At 40.6% G+C, this 23,832-nt stretch carries 20 protein-coding genes; 2 read left to right on the top strand and 18 right to left on the bottom strand.

Annotated elements, in window-relative coordinates; all coding sequences use genetic code 11:
- Positions 1-8: 8 nt before the first annotated feature.
- The 7 genes from atpA to guaA all read right to left on the bottom strand — a co-directional run bounded on the left by atpA (position 9) and on the right by guaA (position 6,923).
- Positions 9-1,514 carry a F0F1 ATP synthase subunit alpha gene (gene atpA / locus QM424_RS00475; RefSeq protein ID WP_000996629.1) on the bottom strand — a complete coding sequence of 502 codons (1,506 nt, stop codon included), beginning with the start codon at positions 1,512-1,514 and terminating at the stop codon, positions 9-11.
- Between the two features lie 14 nt (positions 1,515-1,528).
- Positions 1,529-2,065, bottom strand: coding sequence for a F0F1 ATP synthase subunit delta (locus QM424_RS00470; RefSeq protein ID WP_414392599.1), 537 nt, complete (start codon positions 2,063-2,065; stop codon positions 1,529-1,531).
- Complete coding sequence (gene atpF / locus QM424_RS00465) at positions 2,065-2,559, bottom strand: F0F1 ATP synthase subunit B (RefSeq protein ID WP_000558550.1); 495 nt, start codon at positions 2,557-2,559, stop codon at positions 2,065-2,067. Before atpF ends, QM424_RS00470 begins: the two co-directional genes overlap by 1 nt.
- A gap of 13 nt (positions 2,560-2,572) precedes the next feature.
- A complete protein-coding gene (gene atpB / locus QM424_RS00460) occupies positions 2,573-3,286 on the bottom strand; it encodes a F0F1 ATP synthase subunit A (RefSeq protein WP_414392598.1) in 714 nt (237 codons plus the stop codon).
- A 32-nt stretch (positions 3,287-3,318) separates the two neighbouring features.
- Positions 3,319-3,519 carry a F0F1 ATP synthase subunit C gene (locus tag QM424_RS00455; protein WP_001054559.1) on the bottom strand — a complete coding sequence of 67 codons (201 nt, stop codon included), beginning with the start codon at positions 3,517-3,519 and terminating at the stop codon, positions 3,319-3,321.
- Positions 3,520-3,832: 313 nt separating this feature from the next.
- Positions 3,833-5,119, bottom strand: a complete 1,287-nt coding sequence (locus QM424_RS00450) for a peptidase U32 family protein (RefSeq protein ID WP_414392597.1) — start codon at positions 5,117-5,119, stop codon at positions 3,833-3,835.
- 241 nt (positions 5,120-5,360) lie between these two features.
- Positions 5,361-6,923 (bottom strand): glutamine-hydrolyzing GMP synthase, encoded by a 1,563-nt coding sequence (gene guaA / locus QM424_RS00445; RefSeq protein WP_033683854.1) that lies wholly within the window; start codon positions 6,921-6,923, stop codon positions 5,361-5,363.
- Between the two features lie 141 nt (positions 6,924-7,064).
- Between guaA and QM424_RS00440 the strand changes: the two genes are divergently transcribed.
- Complete coding sequence (locus tag QM424_RS00440; RefSeq protein WP_000936191.1) at positions 7,065-7,763, top strand: GntR family transcriptional regulator; 699 nt, start codon at positions 7,065-7,067, stop codon at positions 7,761-7,763.
- A 150-nt stretch (positions 7,764-7,913) separates the two neighbouring features.
- On the opposite strand, the gene QM424_RS00435 is transcribed toward QM424_RS00440, so the two are convergent.
- The 8 genes from QM424_RS00435 to parE form a co-directional block, all read right to left on the bottom strand.
- The gene (locus tag QM424_RS00435) at positions 7,914-8,810 is read right to left on the bottom strand and encodes a DMT family transporter (RefSeq protein ID WP_414392596.1); all 897 of its coding nucleotides are present in this window, start codon (positions 8,808-8,810) and stop codon (positions 7,914-7,916) included.
- An 8-nt stretch (positions 8,811-8,818) separates the two neighbouring features.
- A complete protein-coding gene (locus QM424_RS00430; protein ID WP_414392595.1) occupies positions 8,819-9,754 on the bottom strand; it encodes a serine hydrolase domain-containing protein in 936 nt (311 codons plus the stop codon).
- On the bottom strand, positions 9,751-10,476 hold the full coding sequence (locus tag QM424_RS00425) for a CppA N-terminal domain-containing protein (RefSeq protein WP_414392594.1): 726 nt from the start codon (positions 10,474-10,476) through the stop codon (positions 9,751-9,753). Before QM424_RS00425 ends, QM424_RS00430 begins: the two co-directional genes overlap by 4 nt.
- Positions 10,477-10,763: 287 nt before the next feature.
- A complete protein-coding gene (locus QM424_RS00420) occupies positions 10,764-12,815 on the bottom strand; it encodes a thiol-activated cytolysin family protein (RefSeq protein WP_414392593.1) in 2,052 nt (683 codons plus the stop codon).
- 329 nt (positions 12,816-13,144) lie between these two features.
- Entirely contained in the window at positions 13,145-15,625 is a 2,481-nt protein-coding gene (gene parC, locus QM424_RS00415; protein ID WP_414392592.1) for a DNA topoisomerase IV subunit A, read from the bottom strand.
- 451 nt (positions 15,626-16,076) lie between these two features.
- Complete coding sequence (locus QM424_RS00410) at positions 16,077-16,637, bottom strand: nucleotidyltransferase family protein (protein WP_050222938.1); 561 nt, start codon at positions 16,635-16,637, stop codon at positions 16,077-16,079.
- A 29-nt stretch (positions 16,638-16,666) separates the two neighbouring features.
- Positions 16,667-17,494, bottom strand: coding sequence for an aminoglycoside 6-adenylyltransferase (locus QM424_RS00405; protein ID WP_261037821.1), 828 nt, complete (start codon positions 17,492-17,494; stop codon positions 16,667-16,669).
- A gap of 27 nt (positions 17,495-17,521) precedes the next feature.
- A complete protein-coding gene (gene parE, locus QM424_RS00400; protein ID WP_414392591.1) occupies positions 17,522-19,465 on the bottom strand; it encodes a DNA topoisomerase IV subunit B in 1,944 nt (647 codons plus the stop codon).
- Positions 19,466-19,600: 135 nt separating this feature from the next.
- On the opposite strand from parE, the gene plsY reads away from it, so the two are divergent.
- Positions 19,601-20,242 carry a glycerol-3-phosphate 1-O-acyltransferase PlsY gene (gene plsY, locus QM424_RS00395; protein ID WP_414392590.1) on the top strand — a complete coding sequence of 214 codons (642 nt, stop codon included), beginning with the start codon at positions 19,601-19,603 and terminating at the stop codon, positions 20,240-20,242.
- Between the two features lie 37 nt (positions 20,243-20,279).
- On the opposite strand, the gene QM424_RS00390 is transcribed toward plsY, so the two are convergent.
- The 3 genes from QM424_RS00390 to QM424_RS00380 are packed head-to-tail and all read right to left on the bottom strand — an operon-like array spanning position 20,280 to position 23,825.
- Entirely contained in the window at positions 20,280-21,236 is a 957-nt protein-coding gene (locus QM424_RS00390) for an ABC transporter permease (protein WP_414392589.1), read from the bottom strand.
- A 2-nt stretch (positions 21,237-21,238) separates the two neighbouring features.
- The gene (locus QM424_RS00385) at positions 21,239-22,297 is read right to left on the bottom strand and encodes an ABC transporter permease (RefSeq protein WP_023942990.1); all 1,059 of its coding nucleotides are present in this window, start codon (positions 22,295-22,297) and stop codon (positions 21,239-21,241) included.
- On the bottom strand, positions 22,290-23,825 hold the full coding sequence (locus tag QM424_RS00380) for an ABC transporter ATP-binding protein (protein ID WP_033688653.1): 1,536 nt from the start codon (positions 23,823-23,825) through the stop codon (positions 22,290-22,292). Before QM424_RS00380 ends, QM424_RS00385 begins: the two co-directional genes overlap by 8 nt.
- Positions 23,826-23,832: the final 7 nt, after the last annotated feature.

Below are 23,832 nucleotides of genomic sequence, written 5' to 3'. Positions count from 1 at the left end.
CTCTATTCTTATTGGAAGCTGGTTTGATTGAGAAACTCTGTAATCGCAGCATCCAAGACTGCTTCTTCTGGCAAGTCTTTTGTATCACGAATGGTTTCCAAAATCTCTGGATGTTGAGCGTCAAAGAAGGCATGGAACTCTTCCTCGAAACGAACAATATCATCTACTGGAACAGTATCCAAGAAACCATGTGTCAAAGCATAAAGAATGGTTACTTGTTTCTCAACAGGCAATGGTTTGTGAACAGGTTGTTTCAAGACCTCAACGGTACGACGTCCACGGTTCAATTTAGCCTGTGTTGCCGCATCCAAGTCAGACCCAAACTTAGTGAAGGCTTCCAACTCACGGTATGAAGCAAGGTCGATACGAAGTGTACCAGCAACCTTTTTCATGGCTTTGATTTGTGCAGAACCACCTACACGTGATACAGATGAACCCGCATCGATGGCTGGACGAATACCTGCATTGAAGAGACCATCGCCAAGGAAGATTTGTCCATCAGTGATAGAAATCACGTTGGTTGCGATATAGGCAGAGATATCTCCTGCTTGTGTCTCGATAAATGGTAGGGCTGTAATTGATCCACCACCAAGTTCATCAGAAACTTTAGCTGAGCGCTCAAGCAAACGGCTGTGAAGATAGAAAACATCCCCTGGGAAGGCTTCACGACCTGGAGGACGACGAAGCAAGAGTGACAGTTCACGATAAGCTACCGCTTGTTTTGATAAATCATCATAAACAATCAAAACATGTTTCCCTTGGTACATAAATTCTTCTGCCATAGCAACCCCAGCATAAGGAGCTAGGAAAAGCAATGGAGATGGTTGTGAAGCAGAGGCTGTCACAACGATTGTGTAGTCCAAGGCACCGTACTGACGTAGTGTTTCTACTTGCGTACGAACTGTTGATTCTTTTTGTCCAATCGCTACGTAGATACAGATCATATCTTGACCTTTTTGGTTCAAGATTGTATCAATCGCAATAGTTGTTTTCCCTGTCTGACGGTCACCGATAATCAACTCACGTTGACCACGACCAATCGGTACAAGGGCGTCAATAGCTTTCAAACCAGTTTGCAATGGTTCTGATACAGACTTACGTTGCATAACACCAGGAGCTGGCGCTTCTACTGGACGAGTTTTATCAGTGTGGATTTCTCCAAGACCGTCAACTGGACGACCAAGTGGATCCACAACACGACCAATCAGACTTTCACCTACAGGGACTTCCATGATTTTACCTGTACGGCGGATTGTATCGCCTTCACGGATATCTGTAAAGTCACCAAGGATGATAATACCGACGTCTGTTGACTCCAAGTTTTGAGCCATACCATAAGAGCCGTTTTCAAAAATCAACAACTCTCCACTCATGGCATTTTCAAGGCCGTGAGCACGCGCGATACCGTCCCCGATATAGGTTACAACACCTGTTTCAGTCACATCAAAATTGGGTTTGAAATTTTCAATTTGTTGCTTAATTAAAGCGCTGATTTCTTGTGCGTTAATTGCCAAAAGAACACCACTTTCTATTTCAAATTTTCTTTAACAACTTTAAGTTGTTGTTTAATACTCACATCAATTGTCTTGTGATTGGCAAAAATAACAAAACCACCAATGAGACTCTCATCGATTTGTTCTTTTACACTCCTTACTTTCAGAGACATTTTTTTCTCAATCAAAGGGAGCAAGCGACTCTTTTGTTCATCTGTTAAAGGATGAGCTGACGTAATCGTCACTTCAAATCGATTTGTTTCTTTTTCAAGTCGGTTCAAGCAATCTACAAGCACATCATAAAAAAGATTTGCTCTGTGATTGTAGATAAGAACCTGGATCAAGTTTTGCAATAAAGGTGACACAGAGTCTTGGAAGAAAGCAATCGTTTTTTCCTTGTCAGACTCGTCTACGGCCACTTTTTTTAAAAAAGAAGGTAAACCTGTTTCTTTAGCAACTTGCTTGATTTGAGTCAAGTCTGAAAAGATTCGGTCTTCTTCTCCTTTTTCAAGTACCAATTGGACAAAAGGCATGCTGTATTTTTCAATTACCTTTACTGTTTTCTTGTCCATTAAGCTTCTCCTAGCTGATCGATATACTGATCAATGAGTTCTTTATGGGCATGACCATCAAGGTTTTGTGAGATGATTTTACCAGCCAAGCTGATTGTCAAATCTGCAACCTCACCCTTAACGCTTTGTAAAGCTTCAGCTTTGTTTTGAGCAATTTCTTGGTTTGCTTTTTCTTTTAAGCGTCCTGCTTCTAGTTTAGCATCTGCTAAAATACTAGCCTTACTTTTCTCAGCTGTTTCTTTCGCATTCTCAATGATTGTCTTAGCTTCTTTACGGCTACCAGCCAATTCATCTTCGCGTTTTTGAGCCAATACTTCCGCTTTTTGACGTGCTTCTTCAGCTCTGTCAATATCTGAAGCAATCTTTTCAGCTCTTTCTTCGAAAATGCTTGTAATATTAGACCATGCAAATTTTTTAATCAAGACTAGCAAAAGGATAAAAGAGCCAGCGATTAAAATAAAATTACCAATTAATTCACCTACTGTTACGTGCATCAGTTACTCCTTTCTACTCTTCATCATTAATTTTATTTCCTAGGTACATAGAGGATAATAGTGTAAAGACATAGGCCTGTACACAAGAAATGAACACGGAAAATGCAGTCCAAACTAAGTTTGTCCCAAATGCGATTGGATACCAAAAAATAGCCTGATGTGAAAGTACAAGAAGCAAGCTTGTCATTACTTCACCTGCAAATATATTCCCAAAAATCCGCAAAGCAAGAGAAAGGAAATTCGTGACTTCTTCAAGTAGATTCATCGGTGTCATAAATGCAGGAGTTACAAAACCTTTGAGGTATTGTTTAATCCCACGGCGACGAATCCCCTCAATGTGCGCCATCACAATAATACAGAAAGACAAGACAAGGTCAAATGAAAGATTTGCAGTTGGCGATGTCCAAAGGTTTGTCCCATCTGTTGTTTGAAGTTTAGCCATCAAACCAAGATTATTAGCGATGACCATAAAAAGAAATAAACATAAGTAAAAGAGTGAGTAATCTTTTACATAGTGGGAACCAAGGTTAGGTTCTGTAAATCCAATTACAAAATCATAGAGATACTCTAGTACATTTTGTTTACCTTTGGGTTTCAAAGTCATATTACGACTTGCCCAATAGATAAATGCAAAAATCAGAAACACAGACAGCAAAGTCAAGGCTGTCAAAGTTAAATCAAAGGTAACAGGACCAATATTGATGGTTGGATTGATACTTTCTTCCATCTAACATTCTCCCTTCTCCAATTTATATTTCGTTATTTAATAATAAATGAGAAGACAAGAGTTACGAAGAAAGTTCCTTCAATAAAGGCAACCCCTAAAAACATCAAGCTACGAAACTCAGCGATAATATCTGGTTGGCGAGCTACTGATTTCAACAAACCATTCATCAACATACCCTCACCAAGAGACACACCCATACAGGCAAGACATAGACCGAAAAATGTTAAATTCATGACGAATTCTCCTTTTAATTAAAATTTACTTACTTAGTTTAGTCCTAAAAATTGGATTTGTCAACTTTTTACTAACATTGAAAGCGTTTAATGGAAATTATTTACAATTTTACTATTTTTGAGCTTATTATATAGAAAAAATTGGAAAAAACTTGTAATAAATCCGACCATTATCTAGGTCTTTCTGAAAAATAATGAAAAAATCCGAGATGAAATCTCGGACGAAATTGATATATTTTCTTTAACTTCTTTTCTTTTAGTGAGCAGGATTAAAGGGAAAACAACTAGAAATCTTTCATATCCTGCTTGCTTATTAAGCACGAACTGTGACGCTGGTTCCATCTTCTTTATAGAGATTGATGAGTCCTTCTTTTAATGCACGAACCATGTCTCCTGCTTGAACAGGTTGAGGCACCTTAATAGTCAAGAGTTCCATTGGATTTGGGGCGCGGTCGATTTTATTGCCTTTGGCATCGTGCAAATCTTCGATATACGTTTCAAAATGACGGAAACCTGGACCATAAAACTCAACTTGATCGCCTTCGTTGATGACATTCCGTTGACGAATGGTTGCCGTTTGAGTCGCATCATCATAAGAAACCACTTCAGCGACAAACTTATACTCAGGAATTTTACGACGCGCACCAAACAACTGCTCATTTTCAGATGGTGTACCGTAGTAGAAACCTGTTGCCAATTCACGTTGGGCAACCTTCCACATCTCGTCCACCAAATCTTGTTTGATCGCTTCAAACTTTTCAGGACTTTCAAGATAAGCATCCACAGCTGCCTTATAGCAGTTGGTTACTGTTGATACATAGTGAATAGACTTCATACGTCCTTCAATCTTCAGACTGTCCACACCATTTTCAATCATATCTGGGATATGGTCAATCATAGACATGTCAACGGCTGACATCGAAAATTCTTCTGGAATTTCACCTTTCAAGCTCTTGCGTTCTTGACCAAATGGCATATCGTAAAGGTCGTATTTCCAACGGCAAGACTGAGAACAGCCACCACGGTTGGCATCACGCATACTCATGTGGTTAGAAAGGGTACAACGACCAGAGTAAGAAATACACATGGCTCCGTGGACAAAGGCTTCAATCTCAACATCTGTACGTTTGCGGATTTCAGCTAATTCTTCCATCGAAACCTCACGCGCCAAAACGACACGAGTCAAGCCCAGCTCTTTCCAGAACTCAAGGGTTTCATAGTTAGTCGCACTTGCTTGAGTGGAAAGGTGGATTTCAAGACCTGGTGCTTCTGTTGCTGCAATCATAATCAAGGCTGGGTCAGATACGATAACTGCTGCAATCCCGACATCACGCAGTTTACGGAACCACTCACCAGCACCAGCTTCATTTCCTTCGTGCATAACCATATTGGCAGCTACATAGACTTTGGCACCGTACTTGGCAGCAAACTGGACGCCTTCTTCCATCTGTTCAAAGGTAAAGTTACCTGCACGGCTACGAAGACCATAGGCCTGACCACCGATAAAGACAGCATCCGCTCCATATTGAACAGCTACTTTTAACTTCTCTAAAGTCCCTGCAGGTGATAAAACCTCAGGACGTTTTAATGTTTTTGTCATGTTTTCTCCTATTTGCAATATAAAAGTTTGACGTTTTTCCTTCTCATTTTATAGTAAATAAGCGATAAAATCAAGCCTAGACAGATTGTTTTGACAATTCTAATCTTTTAAGCTTTGTATAATAATTGTTAAACTATCGAATATAAACCAATTTTAACAAGTAGCCAAAAAGTCTAGACAAGTAAAAACCAGTACCCAAAGATACTGGCTCATTAAGCTACATAAATTAGTCCTTAGATGATTATTCCCACTCAACTGTTGCAGGTGGTTTACTTGTAATATCGTAGACGATACGGTTAACATGATCCACTTCGTTTACGATACGTACTGAAATTTTTTGAAGCACTTCCCAAGGAATTTTGGCAAAGTCAGCAGTCATACCATCAATAGAGGTGATGGCACGGATTGCAATTGTGTAGTCATACGTACGACCGTCACCCATAACCCCAACTGAACGAACGCCTGTGTTAACAGTGAAGTATTGCCAAATATCGCGGTCAAGGCCAGCTTTGGCAATTTCTTCACGGAGGATAGCGTCTGATTCACGAACTGTTTCTAGTTTTTCTTCAGTGATTTCACCCATAACACGGATAGCAAGTCCTGGTCCTGGGAATGGTTGGCGCCATACGATATGGTCTGGCATACCAAGCTCTGTACCAAGGGCACGAACTTCGTCTTTATAAAGAGTGTTGAGTGGTTCAATCAGTTCAAACTGCATGTCTTCTGGAAGACCACCCACGTTGTGGTGTGACTTGATAGTTTGAGCTGTATCTGTACCAGACTCGATAACGTCTGTATATAAGGTACCTTGAGCAAGGAATTTCACATCTTTGAGCTTGCTTGCTTCGTCATCAAAGACATAGACAAACTCGTTACCGATGATTTTACGTTTTTGTTCAGGGTCAGAAACGCCAGCAAGTTTGTCAAGGAAACGTTTAGCAGCGTCTGCTTTGACGATATTCAAACCAAACTTACCACCAAGCATGTCCATAACTTGGTCCGCTTCTCCTTTACGAAGAAGACCGTGATCCACGAAGATACAGATCAATTGATCGCCAATCGCTTTTTGGAGAAGAACTCCAACAACTGAAGAGTCAACACCACCTGATAGACCAAGAAGGACACGTTTATCACCGACGGTTTCACGAATTTTTTGGATCTGCATATCAATGAAGTTATCCATTGACCAATCGCCTTTAGCCTTACAAATGTTAAGGGCAAAGTTACGAAGGATATCATTTCCGTATATAGAATGGCGAACTTCAGGGTGGAATTGGATACCGTAAATGTGTTTATCTGGGTTTTCAATGGCTGCATAAGGGCAGTCAGCTGATGTTCCAGTACGAACAAAGTCAGCAGGAATTTCAGTAACCGCATCACCATGGCTCATCAAAACAGTCTGTTCATCAGGTGTTGATTCAAAAAGCGCTGATGGTGTGTGAGTTAGGGTTGATTGACCGTATTCACGATTTCCAGCATCACCTGCAGGGACAACTTTTCCTCCAAGTTTATGGGTCAATAACTGCATACCATAACAAATTCCCAAAATAGGAATTCCGAGTTCGAAGATTTCTGGGTCAATATCGAATGAACCATCTTCGTATACAGAGTTTGGACCACCTGATAGGATAATTCCTACAGGATTGATTTCACGAACTTCAGCAGCTGAAATTTTATGGCTCTTTAGTTCTGAAAAAACGCCAATCTCACGGATACGGCGTGAAATCAGCTGGTTATATTGGCTACCATAGTCCAGCACGATGATTTTTTCTACATCTTGCAAATCAGTTGATATGTTGCTCATCTTTTTCCTTTCTCAAAAGAAATATCTTTTTCCAATATTCTATCACAAATAAGGGCGAATTACCAACTAAACAAGGCGAAGATTGACTTTTTCTAGTTTATTGGGGTACAATAGAGAAAAGATAGAAATGAAGTGAAAAATATGCTACCCGCTTATATGAAAATCCATGATCAGATTAAAAAGGATATTGACGAGCACCGTTGGGCTATTGGTGAGAGGCTTCCCAGTGAAAGAGATTTAGCAGAGCAGTTTGCGGTTAGTCGCATGACCCTCCGCCAAGCCGTATCTCTATTAGTCGAAGAAGGCGTCTTAGAGCGCCGTGTAGGAAGCGGCACCTTTGTTTCCAGTACTCGAGTACAAGAAAAGATGCGAGGGACAACCAGTTTTACTGAAATTGTTAAGTCCCAGGGTAAAGTACCCTCGAGCCAACTCATTTCCTACAGAAAAACCATTCCCAATGAGCAGGAAGTTGCCAAGCTAGGAATTTCTCCTACCGAAAATATTATCCGAATGGAGCGGGTTCGCTATGCCGATCAAGTTCCCCTAGTTTATGAAGTTGCTTCTATTCCTGAAAAATTCATTAAGGACTTTAAAAAAGAAGAAATCACTAGTCATTTCTTCCAAACACTGCAAAAACATGGCTACCGTATTGGTAAATCACAGCAGACCATCTATGCTCGTCTTGCTAAGGAAAAAATCGCCCACTATTTGGAAGTTGAAAAAGGACACGCTATTCTTGGGCTGACTCAGGTTTCCTACCTAGAAGATGGTACTGCTTTTGAATACGTAAAAAGTCAGTATGTAGGCGAACGATTTGAATTTTATCTTGAAAACAATTAATACTCTTCGAAAATCAAATTCAAACCGCGTCAACGTCGCCTTGCCGTACTCAAGTACAGCCTGCGGCTAGTTTCCTAGTTTGCTCTTTGATTTTCATTGAGTATAAAATACTACATAAAAACTCTCTGTCACGGACGACAAAGAGTCTTTTTATTTTTCTAAGAGCAAATCTTTCAAAGAAATCAGTGTTACAGCAACTAATATCATTGCCATGCCAAGAAAATCAATGGGATAAAATTGTTCATTCATAATTAGGAAAGCAAAGAAAACCGCCGAGATTGGCTCAATTGAAGCCAACAAACTTGACTTGACCGGTCCAATCAGACTGGCTCCTTTTAAGAAGGCTGTATAGGCAAAGACAGTCCCGATAAGGATAATGCCCGCAAAAGCGAGGAGAAAATCAAGACTAGTCGGGATATTGGCCTGTAGAACTCCTGTAAAAGGAAGGGCGACCAAACCAGCTATAACCATTCCCACACCTATGACCAAACTGCTCCCCCACTTCTTAATCAAGGCTATGGGCAAAATGATATAAAGTGCGTAAGTCAGAGCAGAAAAGAGCCCCCAGAACAGACCTGCAGGTGTCATAGATAACTGGTCCAGCTGCCCATGAGTGGCGATCAGGAAGGTTCCTCCGATAGCTAATATGATAGAAACAATCTCTCCCAGTGTCGGCGCCACCTTATCCTTGATACAGCTATAAATCAAAATCCCAACAGGACAAACATACTGAAGCACCGTCGCGGTTCCTGCATTGGTTTCCTGAATAGCAGTTAGATAGGCAAATTGATTGAGGAAGAGGCCAATTAGAGCAAAAATGAGAAGAGACAGCAAACTCTTTCTATCCTTTAAAAAGGCCTGCATTCTATCCTTTGCAGTAACATAAGCCAAGAGCATGAGAATCCCACCGGCGATTAAAAGACGCAAGTTGGTCAAGACCAGAGCCGAAATTCCGTGCGCCATCAGGTATTGGCCACTCGTTCCTGACAAGCCCCAAGCAATCCCAGCCACAACTGTTAATAGAGTCCCTTTTAAACTATTTGACATGTCTCTCCTTACTCTTCTTTGCGAATCAAGTCCATCACTTGATTGCGGTCTAATATCCATTGAGCTCTCTCATCCTTTTCATAGGTACGATTTGATAGGAAAATAGCCGCTTCTTGCTTCTGGCGATTCCACATGATAAAGGTACCTGTATAGCCCGTATGGTCTAGCCAATCTCCCTCCAAATTCCATGCCAAAGAACGTTCCTTGTCATCCAAAGGAGAAAAATTTTGACTCAAATCTCTTGCAAAATCATCTGCTAAATAGTGTTCTAAAAAGATTTGTAAATCCTTTACAGTCGAAAACAAACCAGCACTACCAGCATGTCTGCCCAGGAGACGAGCCTTGGGATCATGTACCATACCTGTCTCGACACCTCTGACGGTTGGAACAGCAAGCTCAACAGGCCCAAATTGAGTTTCCGTCATTCTCCAAGGATTCCAAACTTGTTCCTGTAAAATCTCATCCAAATCCTTATCAAAGATTCTTTCCAAAATAAAGCCCAAAAGTAAAAAATGGACATCCGAATAAAGAAAGGCTGGCTGACTTCGTCTCTTGAGATGAAACATAGCTTCCTTTAATTCAGAAGCTGTTAAAAGATCACGATTGGGAATAAAAGGATCAAGATCTGTAGCATGGGTTAAGAGCTGGCGAATAGTGATATCTGGATAATCACTCTCAGCTAAAAAATCTGTTACCGGTCTGTCAATATCCAATTGACCTTTTTCCCACAAGAAGGTAAAAACGGTACCAACCCCAACAACCTTGCTGACACTAGCTAGATCATAAACCAGTCCTGCCTCGGTCTGCAAGCCATGCTCTGGGTCACTCTGGCCTAAATAGAACTCCGTCCATTGATGGTCCTTAAAATACGCAAAAGAGGCTCCGGGATAGATCCCTGCCTCGATTTGTTCTTCTATTTTTTTAATAATCTTGGTCCACTTCATACTTCTTCAAACCACAATTCAACATTATTTCTATCTTTACCAAGGAAGAATTTTTCAGACTTAGGAATAAAATATTCTGTAGACTCAAACTTCTTACGAAGACTTGCTATGTCTAATTCATTGACCAAGAACTTGAGCATAGATAAATCCCAAGTAACCGTATTGTCCACAGTCAAATCTTGACCCTGAGCTGGGATAAAATCAAGTGATGTCCCAATTTCAGATAGTTCCAAGAAACTATCTACATCCGTTGGGAGGTGTAATTCCATAGAAATCTCAAATTTACTTAAAGAAATTGATTCCAGATCTGTTTGAAATTCTGGCTTTTCTCCTACTTCTACTAGACTTTCTCTATCATCTTCCGCATGGATCAAAACCAAATCATCTTCTGGAGAGTAAATTTCAAAAGCGTAGCCGTTTTGACCTTTATATAATTGATGAATCGAATCTGTTTTAGCTAATAAGGGCTCGATTTCTAAGGGATTTTCCACCTTGACAATCAATCTAGCTAGTTTTTTTCTTCCCTCTACCTTACGAGTGCGCATACTTGGAGCTTCTTCTAAAACCAGCTTTTCTAGACCTGTTTGATCACCTAGTGACAGAAAGGCTGACTCTTCTAACAAGGCCTTCATGCCAAGGGTTTCAATATAAAATGTTTCATTTAATTTTCTATTATTAACTTTTAAAGTAGGAATAATCCGTACAATCTGATTTACATTCATAAATTCCTCCAACTCTTTTATTTTAAAGGATTTTAGATTTTTTTACAAGAAATTATGCTCAGATTTACCGATTTTCACCCCATTAAAAATTTTTCTTCAAAAGGCTGGCCCAAAACTCCATTTTTAGAGAAAAATACAACAGTCAAAAAGTAGATAGGATAAACTGGAATGCTAATCAATTGATTGATAAGAAATAATTGACTATCTTTGTTGATTTTTGATTACAGAGGAGTTTTAGAAAGAAAAAGAACCAGCTCTTAGAACTGATTCTTTTTACAAGTGAAAAATTAGTTATTTTCAACTTTTTCATCGTATTTTGGTCTTAATGTTGTACCTGAGTTAACAATGGTACGTTTTTGAACAAGAGGAAGGTCTGTACGATTGTAAACTGTGCGCCATGGTTCCCAAACAAGACCTGTTTTTTCTTGGATTTTTACTCTGATATTACGAACATTTCCTTTAAATTGAATCTCAGTGCGGAATCCAGCTGTTCTGTTTTTACCATTGTCTTCCCATTGACGCGTACGAACACTTTCAACTCCATTCTTATCATAAGTTACTTCATCCCAGTAAACATAGTAGCGAGCAATGTAAGCTCCCTTATGATGTAAATTGAGGTAACCATTTTTATATGAAGTCACTTTAGTTTCAATGTAGTCTGTATTGCTTTGAATTGTGGCTACTTGATTATCTTTCAAGAATGCAGTCTTATAAGAAATTGGAACAGCAGGGTTTTGTGTACTGAAAGTAGCTCCTTCTTGAATCAATTTCTTCAAATCTTCTACTGTACCTGTCACAACACGTGCAGCGCCATCAGCATTTCCACCTACGATTGAAACTGTTACAGTTGTATTCTTCAAGACACGTGCCCATTCAGAGTCTGGTTTAATAGGCACTCCTTTGATGACAGCATTGATTGCTGCTTTCAACTCTGTACTCTTGCTTGTTGTTTCAAACTTAACATACATTTGACGTCCGTATGAAACGCTGGATACATATACAGGAGGTGTTGTTGCATCAATACCACGTGCTTTCAATTGATCAACCGTTATTCCTGAGGCAAATACATCTGATGGATTTTTTGGAGCATCAAAGTTAGCAGTAAAGTAAACTTGTTTAAAATCAACTACCTCAACTTGTTTTTCACCTTTGTGAACTGCATCAAAATCAATTTTTAAGTTAACTCCTACTTTTTCAAAGTCACTTCCGAATTTTGCTTTTAATTGATTCATGCTATAAGCAGAAGTTGATTCGTATTGCATGCGTGCTGGAGCAGGGTTCTTACCAGCATATTTTTCATGCCAACGATTTAACAGGGTATTTACACCTTCCTGCATACCACTTGCAGTTGGTTTGGCATCTACATAGCTATCTCCACCAACCATTCCTGGTAAATCAACACTGATTCTACCTTTGCTACGATCTAAACTAATTTGTTGTGGTTTGTTTTCTAGAAGGTCTTGATTTGCTTTAAACAATGCACCTAGGAAAATATCTCCGTTACCATTAATGGCAACATCAGCCGAACCATTAGAAAGGTTTTTCTTCACTTTTTCTACAACCACGAATTCATTTCCTTGTTGTTTTGTGCTTGTATTAGTGTAATTTTCTAACGCTTCTCCTTTTCTAGTCAAAATGTTTAATTTATCATAATTTAAACCAAATAAATAGTTATTTAGCTCTGCAGTATAATCTTTTTTATCTTTATTTTCTGTTTTAACTTTGTTTTCTGTTTTCTTATCTGCTACTACTTTTTCTTCTTTTACAGCACGATATACTTCAACTTCTGCCAAACTAAGAGGAGTTTTAGATTTATTTAATTCAATTTTTACATATCGTGCATTAACTCCTGAGAATTGAACATCAACTTTTGGTTGATTATTTAGGGTATCAACATGTTGACGAGTTACTTCCTTACCATCTTTATCTAACAAAATAACATCAAAATTAGATAAACGATCTCCTACATTACTGTCTCCACGATTGTAAATACGAACAGTTCCCACACCTTCTTCTTTTGCTAGATCAACTTTCCACCAAGCATGATCTTCAAAATTTGTATGAGTAACTGAGTGATGTCTGTAAACATTATCTAGATTACCGTCAACCGCTCTAGAAGCATCTGCATCATAATAAGTCGAACTCTGACTTGCAGACTTATGAGCAGCAATATTTTCACCAGCAACTTCAGCAACGCTTGGTTCTGTTGCTTTTACTACATTTGTTTGAAATACAAGGCCAGAACCTAGCAAAAATGTTGCAATGGCAACACCACATACTCCAACGCTACGTTTACGAATAGAATAACGAAATCCTTTATCTTGTTTATTTTGAGACATAAAAAACTCCTATATATGTTTGTACGAATTATTTCTTGAACGCGCTTTCTTGAAACAATAAGAGTATAACATAAAAATATTATAGATGCAATCGTTTTCTTAAAAAAATATTATTTTTTTATTAACCTAGATTGAATAACTGAACATATGTTAATATTTTTACATTCAAACCAAGAGTGGTCTATACCACTAAAAACAAGAAAACGACCAGGCTTAAGTCCCTATAAGTTGGGAATCAGCACTGTTCGTTTTTGTATATATAGTCAAATTCAATTCTTAAATATATAGCTCAACAAATTTCTCAATGCAAAGCTTTTCATTGTTTTTTATCATCTCTTAGATTCAAATTCTTTATAAGGTTCCTGAAGATAAGCATCAAAAACTTCTTCATCTGAAATCGTGTCAGAAATGAAGCTTCCGTTGCTGGTTCGTTCTGACAAATTCAAATCTTGTAATCGACTTTCATAGATCGTTCCTTTATTAGATTGGATAAGCAAAGTTTGATCGTCCCCGTCCACTTCCGTACTGAAGAGATCACCAACAAATCCTTGCTCTGCAACTGCTCCTGCCAAGAAGACACGGTGCGGTTTGTTTTTCAACTCACGCAAAACTTGTAAACCACGTTTGGCACGGCTGGTTGCTGGAATTTCCTCAATAGAAACACGTTTTAAACTTCCACGCTGAGTCAAGAGGTAGAAGGATGAGGTATTACAGATAAAGGCCGATTGGAGGACATCATCTTCTTTCAGATTCATAGCCTTGACACCTCCAGCCTTGGCACCGACAACAGGAACCTCTTCGATATTGAAACGAAGGGCATAACCGTTTTGACTAATCAAGAGAACATCATCTAGTTTAATCGGAGCCACTGCTACAATCTGGTCTGTCTCGTCTTTGAGCTTAGCATACTTAACGGACTTAGACTTGTAGGTCCGCCATGGGGTGAATTCTTTTCGTTCTACACGCTTGATTTGACCTAGACGAGTGGCTGCAAAATAGGTTGTCGCATCATCAAACTGATCCACGACTTCCACATAAAGGATTTCTTCGTTGGTTTCAAAGTTTGTAATGGTCTGGCTCAGATGCTCTCCGATATCCTTCCAACGAATATCTGCCAATTCATGGATTGGTCGATAGATGACATTTCCAAGACTTGTGAACATCAAAAGGTGCTGGGTTGTCTTAGCAGATTGAACAAAGATCAAACGATCGTCATCACGTTTGCCAATTTCTTCTAGCGTTGAAGCCGCAAAGGAACGTGGACTAGTACGCTTGATGTAACCTGCCTTGGTCACGCTGACGTAGGTATCTTCCTCAGCGATCAGACTAGCTGTATCAATCTCAATTACTTTTGCTGTGTCTTCTAATCTACTCAAACGTGGAGTCGCAAATTTCTTCTTGACCTCACGAAGCTCTTTCTTCATGAGATTGTACATAGTCCGTTCGTCACCAATGATCGCTGCAAGCATGGCAATCTTTTCACGAAGTTCTGCTTCTTCTTCCTGCAAGACAACTACGTCTGTATTGGTCAAACGGTATAGTTGCAAGGTTACGATGGCCTCAGCCTGCTCTTCTGTAAAATCATAGCTAACTTTGAGGTTTTCCTTGGCGTCCGCCTTATTCTCAGAAGCACGGATAAGAGCAATGACTTCATCCAAAATCGAAATCACACGAATCAAACCTTCGACGATATGGAGACGTTTCTCAGCCTTTTCCTTGTCATAGCGTGAACGCGCTAAAATCACTTCACGACGGTGGGCGATGTAGCTAGACAAGATTGGAACGATCCCAACCTGACGAGGCGTGAAATTGTCAATCGCCACCATATTAAAGTTGTAGTTGATTTGTAGGTCGGTGTACTTAAATAGGTAGTTGAGAACAAGCTCCGTATTAGCGTCTTTCTTAAGTTCGATAGCGATACGAAGACCATCACGGTCAGACTCATCGCGAACCTCAGCAATACCAGCCACCTTATTATTGACACGAACATCATCGATTTTCTTGACTAGATTGGCCTTGTTGATTTCATAAGGAATCTCAGTAATAACGATTTGTTCCTTACCACCTTTTAGCTTTTCAATCTCAGTCTTGGAACGAACAACCACGCGCCCTTTTCCAGTTTCATAGGCCTTCTTGATTTCATCACGCCCCTGGATAATCCCTCCAGTCGGGAAGTCTGGTCCAGGTAGGAATTCCATGAGTTTATCAACCTTTGCAGTTGGATGGTCAATCATATAAACCGCCGCATCGATGACCTCAGCTAAATTATGGGGAGGAATATCTGTGGCATATCCAGCCGAAATACCAGTCGATCCATTTACCAAGAGGTTGGGAAAGGCTGCTGGCAAGACTGTCGGCTCTTTCTCGGTATCATCAAAGTTCCAAGCAAAAGGAACTGTCTTTTTCTCGATATCCTGAAGAAGGTAGCCAGCAATTTCAGACAAACGCGCCTCAGTATAACGCATAGCCGCAGGCGGATCTCCGTCCATAGAACCGTTATTACCGTGCATTTCGACTAGAATCTCACGATTTTTCCAGTCCTGTGACATACGTACCATGGCATCATAGATAGAAGAATCCCCGTGTGGGTGGAAATTCCCCATGATATTCCCGACAGACTTGGCCGACTTACGGTAACTCTTGTCAAAGGTATTTCCATCCTTATTCATAGAATAAAGAATGCGACGCTGAACCGGCTTCAAGCCATCACGAATATCTGGCAAAGCCCGGTCTTGAATGATGTACTTGGAGTAGCGACCAAAGCGCTCTCCCATGATGTCCTCAAGGGACATATTTTGAATGTTAGACATATAGGATACAGAGCCCGTAAAATACCAAGTGAAAATAGAAAATTCTTGAAGTAAGCAAGCTCACAATAGAATTTATCTTTTTCACCTAGCATTTAGGGCGTGTTCAACTCCTTTCAAAGAATGTAGAGTAATTTTTTACAGAAAAGGTGTTCCGTTAAGATACAAAGGGAAGATTCAGCTGCCTAAAATTTCTGTAGAAAAATAGAAAATCGATGTAGGGCTCGATGAAGTAAAGACGATTTGATTTGACTTTTTTCCGAATAAAATTAGTCCCGTATTCAGTTACTACAAATAACCAAACGACCCTTTCTGTAGTTTAATATGTTTAAAATGCGTTGCTTCAGTTAATAAGAAATTTCACATAGCATTCAGGGCGTGTTCAACTCCTTAAAAAAATGTAGAGTAAGTGAATTTTATCCAATTCCTGTATCGTCATTTCCACTTGAAATGTCTACTCCACAAATCCTCGTTTATACTTGATATGGCTGGCGATATTACTATCTACATCTTTCTTATCCCAAAGTTGGAGTTCCCATGGATAATAAAAATTACTTTTATTTTTAAAATAGATATGAATACCGACATAGCCATCTTTATCACGTAAATACCAGTTTTTTAGTCCGTACAGCTCTTGCCAATCATCTAGTTTCTCCATAACTTGAGCTATCTCTTTGGAACTTAAAATCATACGAGCACCAAAAATATCATTAAGAATGGAATTCACAGGATAGCCCTCTTGACGCTCTGAAAAACGTGTAATTTTATCTAAAATAGACTCAGAAGTTTTAACACGATAAACATAGGCAATATCTTGGACATCCGCTTTCATCAGATAGTCATTAATTGACTCATGTAAATTCAGACGGTAGGCCAAAATCGCTTTAGTCGGAACTTTTGAAAAGGTATGCTTGAGATTGATTTTTTCCACCTTACCCGTTTCAAAATAATCTTTAGAATATTCTCGATGAATACGATTAATCTCTGTAATGAGGCGTTCCACTTTTTCAATCATGAGTCTTCTCCTCTCGCTTTTTCATTTTTCTAGTTATTCCCAAACTTCTTCACTCTTTCCTCAGCATACTGAATCATCTTCTCAGCCACTTCTTTATCGTAGTCAAAGCCCAGCTTTTGAGCAAGTCTTTGAGCTTCTCTATGGAAAAGTTGCATCGTAGCCAATAAAGACTGGCTGAGTTTCTCTATACTTGAAAAATCAAGCAGATTTGAGAATTCTTTCTCTTTCTCAGCAGGCAAATACTGAAAGAGGTACTTGTAGTTCTTGCCGATATCGACTTTCCCCCTAGCACTTGCAACCTGCCAAGCCAAAATTTTCAAGAATTCTTGTTGACAAATGCCGTAGAGATGATCAATAGCATAAATGATTTGATTGCGACAAATCCCTTTAACCACGTAGGCTGACACCCACCAAAATTCATTGCAGGCATTTTCAAAATCTATCGCACTAGCTGGATTTGTCCAGAAACGCTGAGGACTGGGAGAATAGTACTCAAATAAGCCCTTCTTATCTTCTAAAAATATGAATTCCGCTTCACTATCCACCCACTCTTTGATGTGCTCTTTTGGGCAAAGAGTCAAATCGATACGGTTGCCATCTTCAAAGAGCATGAGATAAAGACGACGATGGTCAAGAACAACCTCTTGCTCTATAATTCGCTTTCCGAAATAGTCCAACCAAGAAAGGTCACTCATCAGATTATCAAAATCATCCACGACATAGACCACATCGTAGTCTTGAAATTCATCTTTTGGAGCATTTTGGTTTGTCCGTGAACCAGACATGGCGACAGCTTTGACTTGTAAAGTTTTGGCAGTCTGTAAAATCAGATCTAGCATTTCTGTTTCAGCTCTCATGTTGATACCCATTCATTAAAAAGTGACTTAAAACACTGTCGCTTCTTCCAGCGTAAACTTGACATTATCCTCAATCCACTTACGGCGTGGTTCAACCTTGTCTCCCATGAGGACATTGACGCGGCGTTCAGCGCGTGCTAGGTCTTCGATGGTCACACGTATGAGGGTGCGGGTTTCTGGATTCATGGTTGTTTCCCAGAGTTGGTCCGCGTTCATCTCACCAAGACCTTTATATCGTTGGAGTGTTGCGCCTTTGCCGAACTGCTTGCGGAGTTCTTCTAGTTCACCGTCTGTCCAAGCATAGGCCACTTCTTCTTTCTTGCCTTTGCCTTTAGACATCTTGTAAAGAGGCGGAAGGGCGATATAGACATGGCCTGCCTCAACTAGCGGACGCATGTAACGATAGAAAAATGTCAAGAGCAAGGTCTGAATATGGGCACCATCTGTATCCGCATCGGTCATGATAATGATCTTATCATAGTTGGCATCTTCAATGGAGAAATCTGCTCCCACACCCGCACCGATAGTATAAATCATGGTATTGATTTCTTCATTTTTAAGGATATCCGCCATCTTGGCCTTGGCTGTATTGATAACCTTACCACGAAGTGGCAGGATAGCCTGGAACTTACGGTCACGACCTTGTTTAGCCGATCCACCGGCAGAATCCCCCTCGACAAGATAGAGTTCGTTCTTAGCTGGGTTTTTAGACTGGGCTGGGGTTAATTTCCCAGATAACAAGCCCTTGTCTTTCTTATTTTTCTTACCATTTCGGCTCTCATCACGCGCCTTACGTGCCGCTTCACGAGCATCACGCGCCTTGATAGCCTTGCGGATGAGGTTAGAAGCTAATTCCCCATTTTCCATGAGGAAGAAAGTCAACTTATCAGCCACAATTCCATCCACAACTGGACGGGCAAGAGGGCTTCCTAGCTTATCCTTGGTCTGGCCTTCAAACTGCAAATGTTCTTCAGGGACTAGAATAGAGAGGACAGCCGCTAGCCCCTCACGATAGTCTGACCCTTCAAGGTTTTTATCTTTTTCCTTGAGAAGCCCCGTCTTACGCGCATAGTCATTCATGACCTTGGTAATGGCAGACTTGAGTCCTGTCTCATGCGTTCCACCGTCCTTGGTGCGAACATTATTAACAAAGGACAAGATGTTATCTGAAAATCCATCATTGTACTGGAGAGCTACTTCCACTTGGAAACCATTGTCTTCCCCTTCAAAGTAAAGAACTGGCGTTAAGGTCTCCTTGTCTTCGTTCAGATAAGAAACAAAGTCTTGTACCCCATTTTCATAGTGGAACTCAATCGCTTCATCTGTTCGCTTATCTGTCAGAGATAAGGTCACATTTTTCAAGAGAAAGGCTGATTCATTAAGACGTTCTGAAATAGTATTGTACTTGAAGTCTGTCGTAGAGAAGATCGTCGCATCAGGCATAAACGTAACCTTTGTACCTGTCTTAGACTTGGGTGCTGTACCGATTTTCTTCAAAGTCGTGGCAGGTTTTCCACCATTTTCAAAACGTTGCTTATAGATTGCCCCATCACGGGTAATTTCAACTTCCAGCCAACTAGATAGAGCATTTACAACGGAAGAACCCACCCCATGGAGACCACCTGATGTCTTGTAGCCTCCTTGACCGAATTTCCCTCCTGCATGAAGAATGGTAAAAATAACCTCAACGGTCGGAATTCCCATAGCGTGCATACCAGTCGGCATCCCACGACCATGGTCTTGAACCGTTAAACTGCCATCTTTATTGATGGTCACATCAATACGGTCACCAAATCCAGATAAGGCTTCATCGACAGCATTATCAACGATTTCCCAAACTAGATGATGGAGACCAGCGCCATCGGTCGATCCGATATACATCCCTGGACGTTTACGGACCGCATCCAACCCTTCTAGCACCTGAATGGCATCATCATTATAATTGTTAATATTGATTTCCTTTTTTGACACAAGGAACCTCCTATTCGTTCATCTTTACTATTCTACAGGTTTTCCAAGGATTTTGCAAAATTTTTCTTTCTCCGGTGTGACAATTTCAGAAGAGATTCTCTGCCTTTCTTCTTCATTTCATGATATAATAGGAGTATGATTACAATAGTTTTATTAATCCTAGCCTATCTGCTGGGTTCGATTCCGTCTGGTCTCTGGATTGGACAAGTATTCTTTCAAATCAATCTGCGAGAGCATGGTTCTGGTAACACAGGAACAACCAATACCTTCCGCATTTTAGGCAAGAAAGCTGGTATGGCAACCTTTGTGATTGACTTTTTCAAAGGAACCCTAGCAACACTTCTTCCAATTATGTTTCATCTGCAAGGCGTTTCGCCTCTCATCTTTGGACTTTTGGCTGTCATTGGACATACCTTCCCTATCTTTGCAAGATTTAAGGGTGGTAAGGCTGTCGCAACCAGTGCAGGTGTGATTTTTGGATTTGCGCCTGTCTTCTGTCTCTACCTAGCAGTTGTTTTCTTTGGAACCCTCTATCTTGGTAGTATGATTTCACTTTCCAGTGTCACAGCATCTATCGCGGCTGTCATCGGAGTTCTACTCTTTCCACTTTTTGGTTTTATCCTGAGCAATTATGACCCTCTATTCATCGCTATTATCCTGGCTCTTGCTAGTTTGATTATCATTCGGCATAAGGATAATATCACACGTATCCAGAATAAGACTGAAAATCTTGTTCCTTGGGGATTAAACTTAACCCATCAAAATTCTAAAAAATAAACGCCAGTTTGAACAGAACTGACGTTTTTTTGTATGCTTATTTTGATTTGATATAGTTGATACCATCTGCTTTTGGTGCGACTGCTTTTCCAAAGAAGGCTGCCAAGACAAGAATTGTCAAGACATAAGGTGCGATTTGAAGATAAGCCGTAGGCACTCCTTGTAGGAACGGTAATTGAGAACCGATAACAGCCAAACTTTGTGAAAGTCCAAAGAAAAGACTAGAAAGCATGGCTCCGATTGGATTCCATTTTCCAAAGATCATCGCAGCAAGGGCGATAAATCCAGGTCCAACAATAGTTGTCACTGAGAAGTTAACTGAGATGGATTGAGCATAAATCGCTCCGCCAATTCCACCTAGGAAACCTGAAATAATAACCCCTAAATATCTCATCTTGTAGACATTGATTCCCAAAGTATCTGCTGCTTGAGGATGTTCACCGACAGAGCGGAGACGAAGACCAAAGCGAGTCTTGAAGAGGATAAACCAAGCAAGGAATGAGAAGGCAATCGCCAGATAACCAAGTAGACTAGTTGACTTGAAGAAGATATCACCAATCACTGGGATATTTGCCAAGACTGGGAAATCAAAGCGTCCAAAAGTCTGACTTAGGTTGTCAGTTTGTCCTTTGTTATAAAGGACTTTCACCAAGAAAACAGCCAAGGCAGGCGCCATCAAGTTCAATACCGTACCGCTGACAACATGGTCTGCACGGAAATGAACCGTCGCTGCTGCGTGGATGATAGAGAAGAGACCACCAACCAATCCTGCTACAAGCAAGGATAGCCATGGAGTTGCTGCCCCAAATTGTTCTGCAAATTCAAGGTTAAAGACAACTCCAGAAAAGGCACCCATAACCATAATTCCTTCAAGGCCGACGTTTACGACACCACCACGTTCAGAGAAAACACCACCGATACTTGTAAAGATGAGGGGTGCTGAGTAAATCAGCATAGAAGACACCAAGAGGGTGAGCAAGGTTGTAATAGACATCTTTACTTACCTCCTTTAACTTGTTTTTTCGGTTTGACAAAGCGTTCGATAAGGTAATGAACACTGACAAAGAAGATAATAGACGCTGTTACAATGCTGACAAGCTCAGACGGTACCTGCGCCGCATTCATACCAGGGGCTCCAACTTGGAGAACACCAAATAGGAAGGCTGCAAAGAGAATACCAATTGGTGAGTTGGCCGCAAGCAGACTAACCGCCATCCCGTTAAACCCGACAGCTAATGATGCCCCTTGAACATAGACGTTCTGGAAGGTTCCAAGTCCTTCAACAGCTCCACCAAGACCTGCCAAGGCACCTGAAATAATCATTGAGAGAATAATCGTCCGTTTGGCAGAAATACCAGCATACTCTGAAGCATGTGGATTAAGACCAACCGCACGGATTTCAAAACCAAGGGTTGTTTTCTTGAGCATGAACCAAATGACTGCAACGGCAATGATGGCAAAGAAAATACCAATATTCATCCGCGAATTACCAGTCAACTCAGCCAACCAAGGTGTCTGGTAAGTTGCATTAGCTCCGACACGAATCGTCGAATCTGTACTTTGCATGAAGTCTTTAGGGAAGGCATGGATAAAGGCATTTCCTACATACAAGACAATGTAGTTCATCATGATGGTTACGATAACCTCTGACGTCCCTAGATAGGCTCTAAGAATACCTGGAATCGCGCCGACAATCCCACCAGCAATCAGGGCAATCACGATGGTTGCTAGAATCATCAAGGGACGTGGCATATCCGGATGCGACAAGGCAAACCAACCACTGAGAATCCAACCAGCCAAAGCCTGACCAGGAAGTCCGACGTTAAAGAAACCAGCGCGACTGGCAACGGCAAAACCAAGACCAATCAAGACCAAAGGCCCCATAGCACGGAAGATTTCTCCAATCCCACGCAGGCTACCAAAGGCTGTATAGAACAATTCTTCATAGCCCCAAATAGCATCATAACCAAAGATCCACATGACAATGGCTCCAAGTAAAATTCCTAGGAAGACAGAAATCAAGGGAACCGAAATTTGTTGTAATTTTTTAGACATCACTCTTCTCCTTTCCCAAGTTTCCACCAGCCATCAAGACACCAAGTTCTTGTTTATTGGTTGTTTCTGGTGACACAATACCTTGAATCTTACCATCGTGGATAACGGCAATACGGTCTGAGACGTTTAAAATCTCATCCAATTCAAAGCTGACAACAAGGACAGCCTTCCCGTTATCACGCTCTTCAATCAAGCGTTTGTGGATATACTCAATGGCACCGACATCTAACCCACGAGTTGGCTGGCTGACGATAAGGAGATCAGGATCACGATCAATTTCACGAGCAATAATTGCTTTTTGTTGATTTCCTCCCGAGAGTGCAGCTGCAGGTACAAATTCACTGGCAGCACGAACATCAAATTCTTCCATTAGTTTTTTAGCATAAGAAGTAATATTTGAATAGTTCAAAATTCCATTTTTACTATGTGGTTCTTTATAGTAGGTTTGAAGGGCAATATTTTCGGAAATCATCATTTCCAAAATCAAACCATCACGGTGACGGTCTTCTGGAACGTGCCCAACACTCAACTCTGTAATCTGACGTGGGTGCAAGCCTACAATTGAATCTCCTTTTAGCTCAATGCTTCCAGATTCAACCTTGCGAAGGCCTGTAATGGCTTGAATCAGTTCAGACTGACCATTTCCATCAATCCCCGCAATACCAACAATCTCTCCAGCACGAACATCCAAGGACAGATTTTTAACAGCTGGAACACCGCGGTTTTCATTGACCACCAAGTCTTTGATAGACAAAACCACTTCTTTTGGTTGAGAGGCTTGTTTCTCTGTTTTAAAGGAAACAGAACGTCCTACCATCATTTCTGCCAAATCAGCATTGGTAGCCCCTGCGATTTCTACAGTTTCAATTGATTTCCCACGACGGATAACTGTAACACGGTCAGAAACTGCTCGAATTTCATCCAACTTGTGGGTAATCAAGATAATTGATTTTCCTTCTTTGACAAGATTTTTCAAAATAGCCATCAACTCATCAATTTCTGATGGAGTCAAGACAGCCGTCGGTTCGTCAAAGATAAGGATATCAGCTCCCCGATAAAGGGTTTTTAAAATTTCTACACGTTGTTGGGCTCCGACTGAGATGTCTGCTACCTTGGCAGAAGGGTCAACAGCTAAGCCATAACGTTCAGAAAGAGCCTTGATTTCTTTGCTAGCTCCAGCGATATCTAGCACACCATTTTTAGTCAATTCACTACCTAAAATGATGTTTTCAGCCACTGTGAAGGCTTCTACCAACATAAAGTGCTGGTGAACCATTCCAATTCCCAAACTAGCTGCTTTAGATGGTGAGTCTAGGTTAACAACTTGTCCGTTGACCGCAATTTCACCACTGGTTGGTTCAAGAAGACCTGCTAACATGTTCATGAGCGTGGACTTACCAGCCCCATTTTCTCCTAAAAGTGCATGAATTTCACCTTTTCTTAGGTGCAAGTTGATTTTGTCGTTGGCAACAAATTCACCAAACACCTTGGTAATATCACGCATCTCAATGACATTTTCGTGTGCCATGTGCTCT

Source organism: Streptococcus mitis (genome assembly GCF_047464945.1).
Classification (GTDB): Bacteria; Bacillota; Bacilli; order Lactobacillales; family Streptococcaceae; genus Streptococcus; species Streptococcus mitis_EA.
Note: the sequence above shows the minus strand (reverse complement) of the source record. Positions and strands in the feature narration are given on the sequence as shown.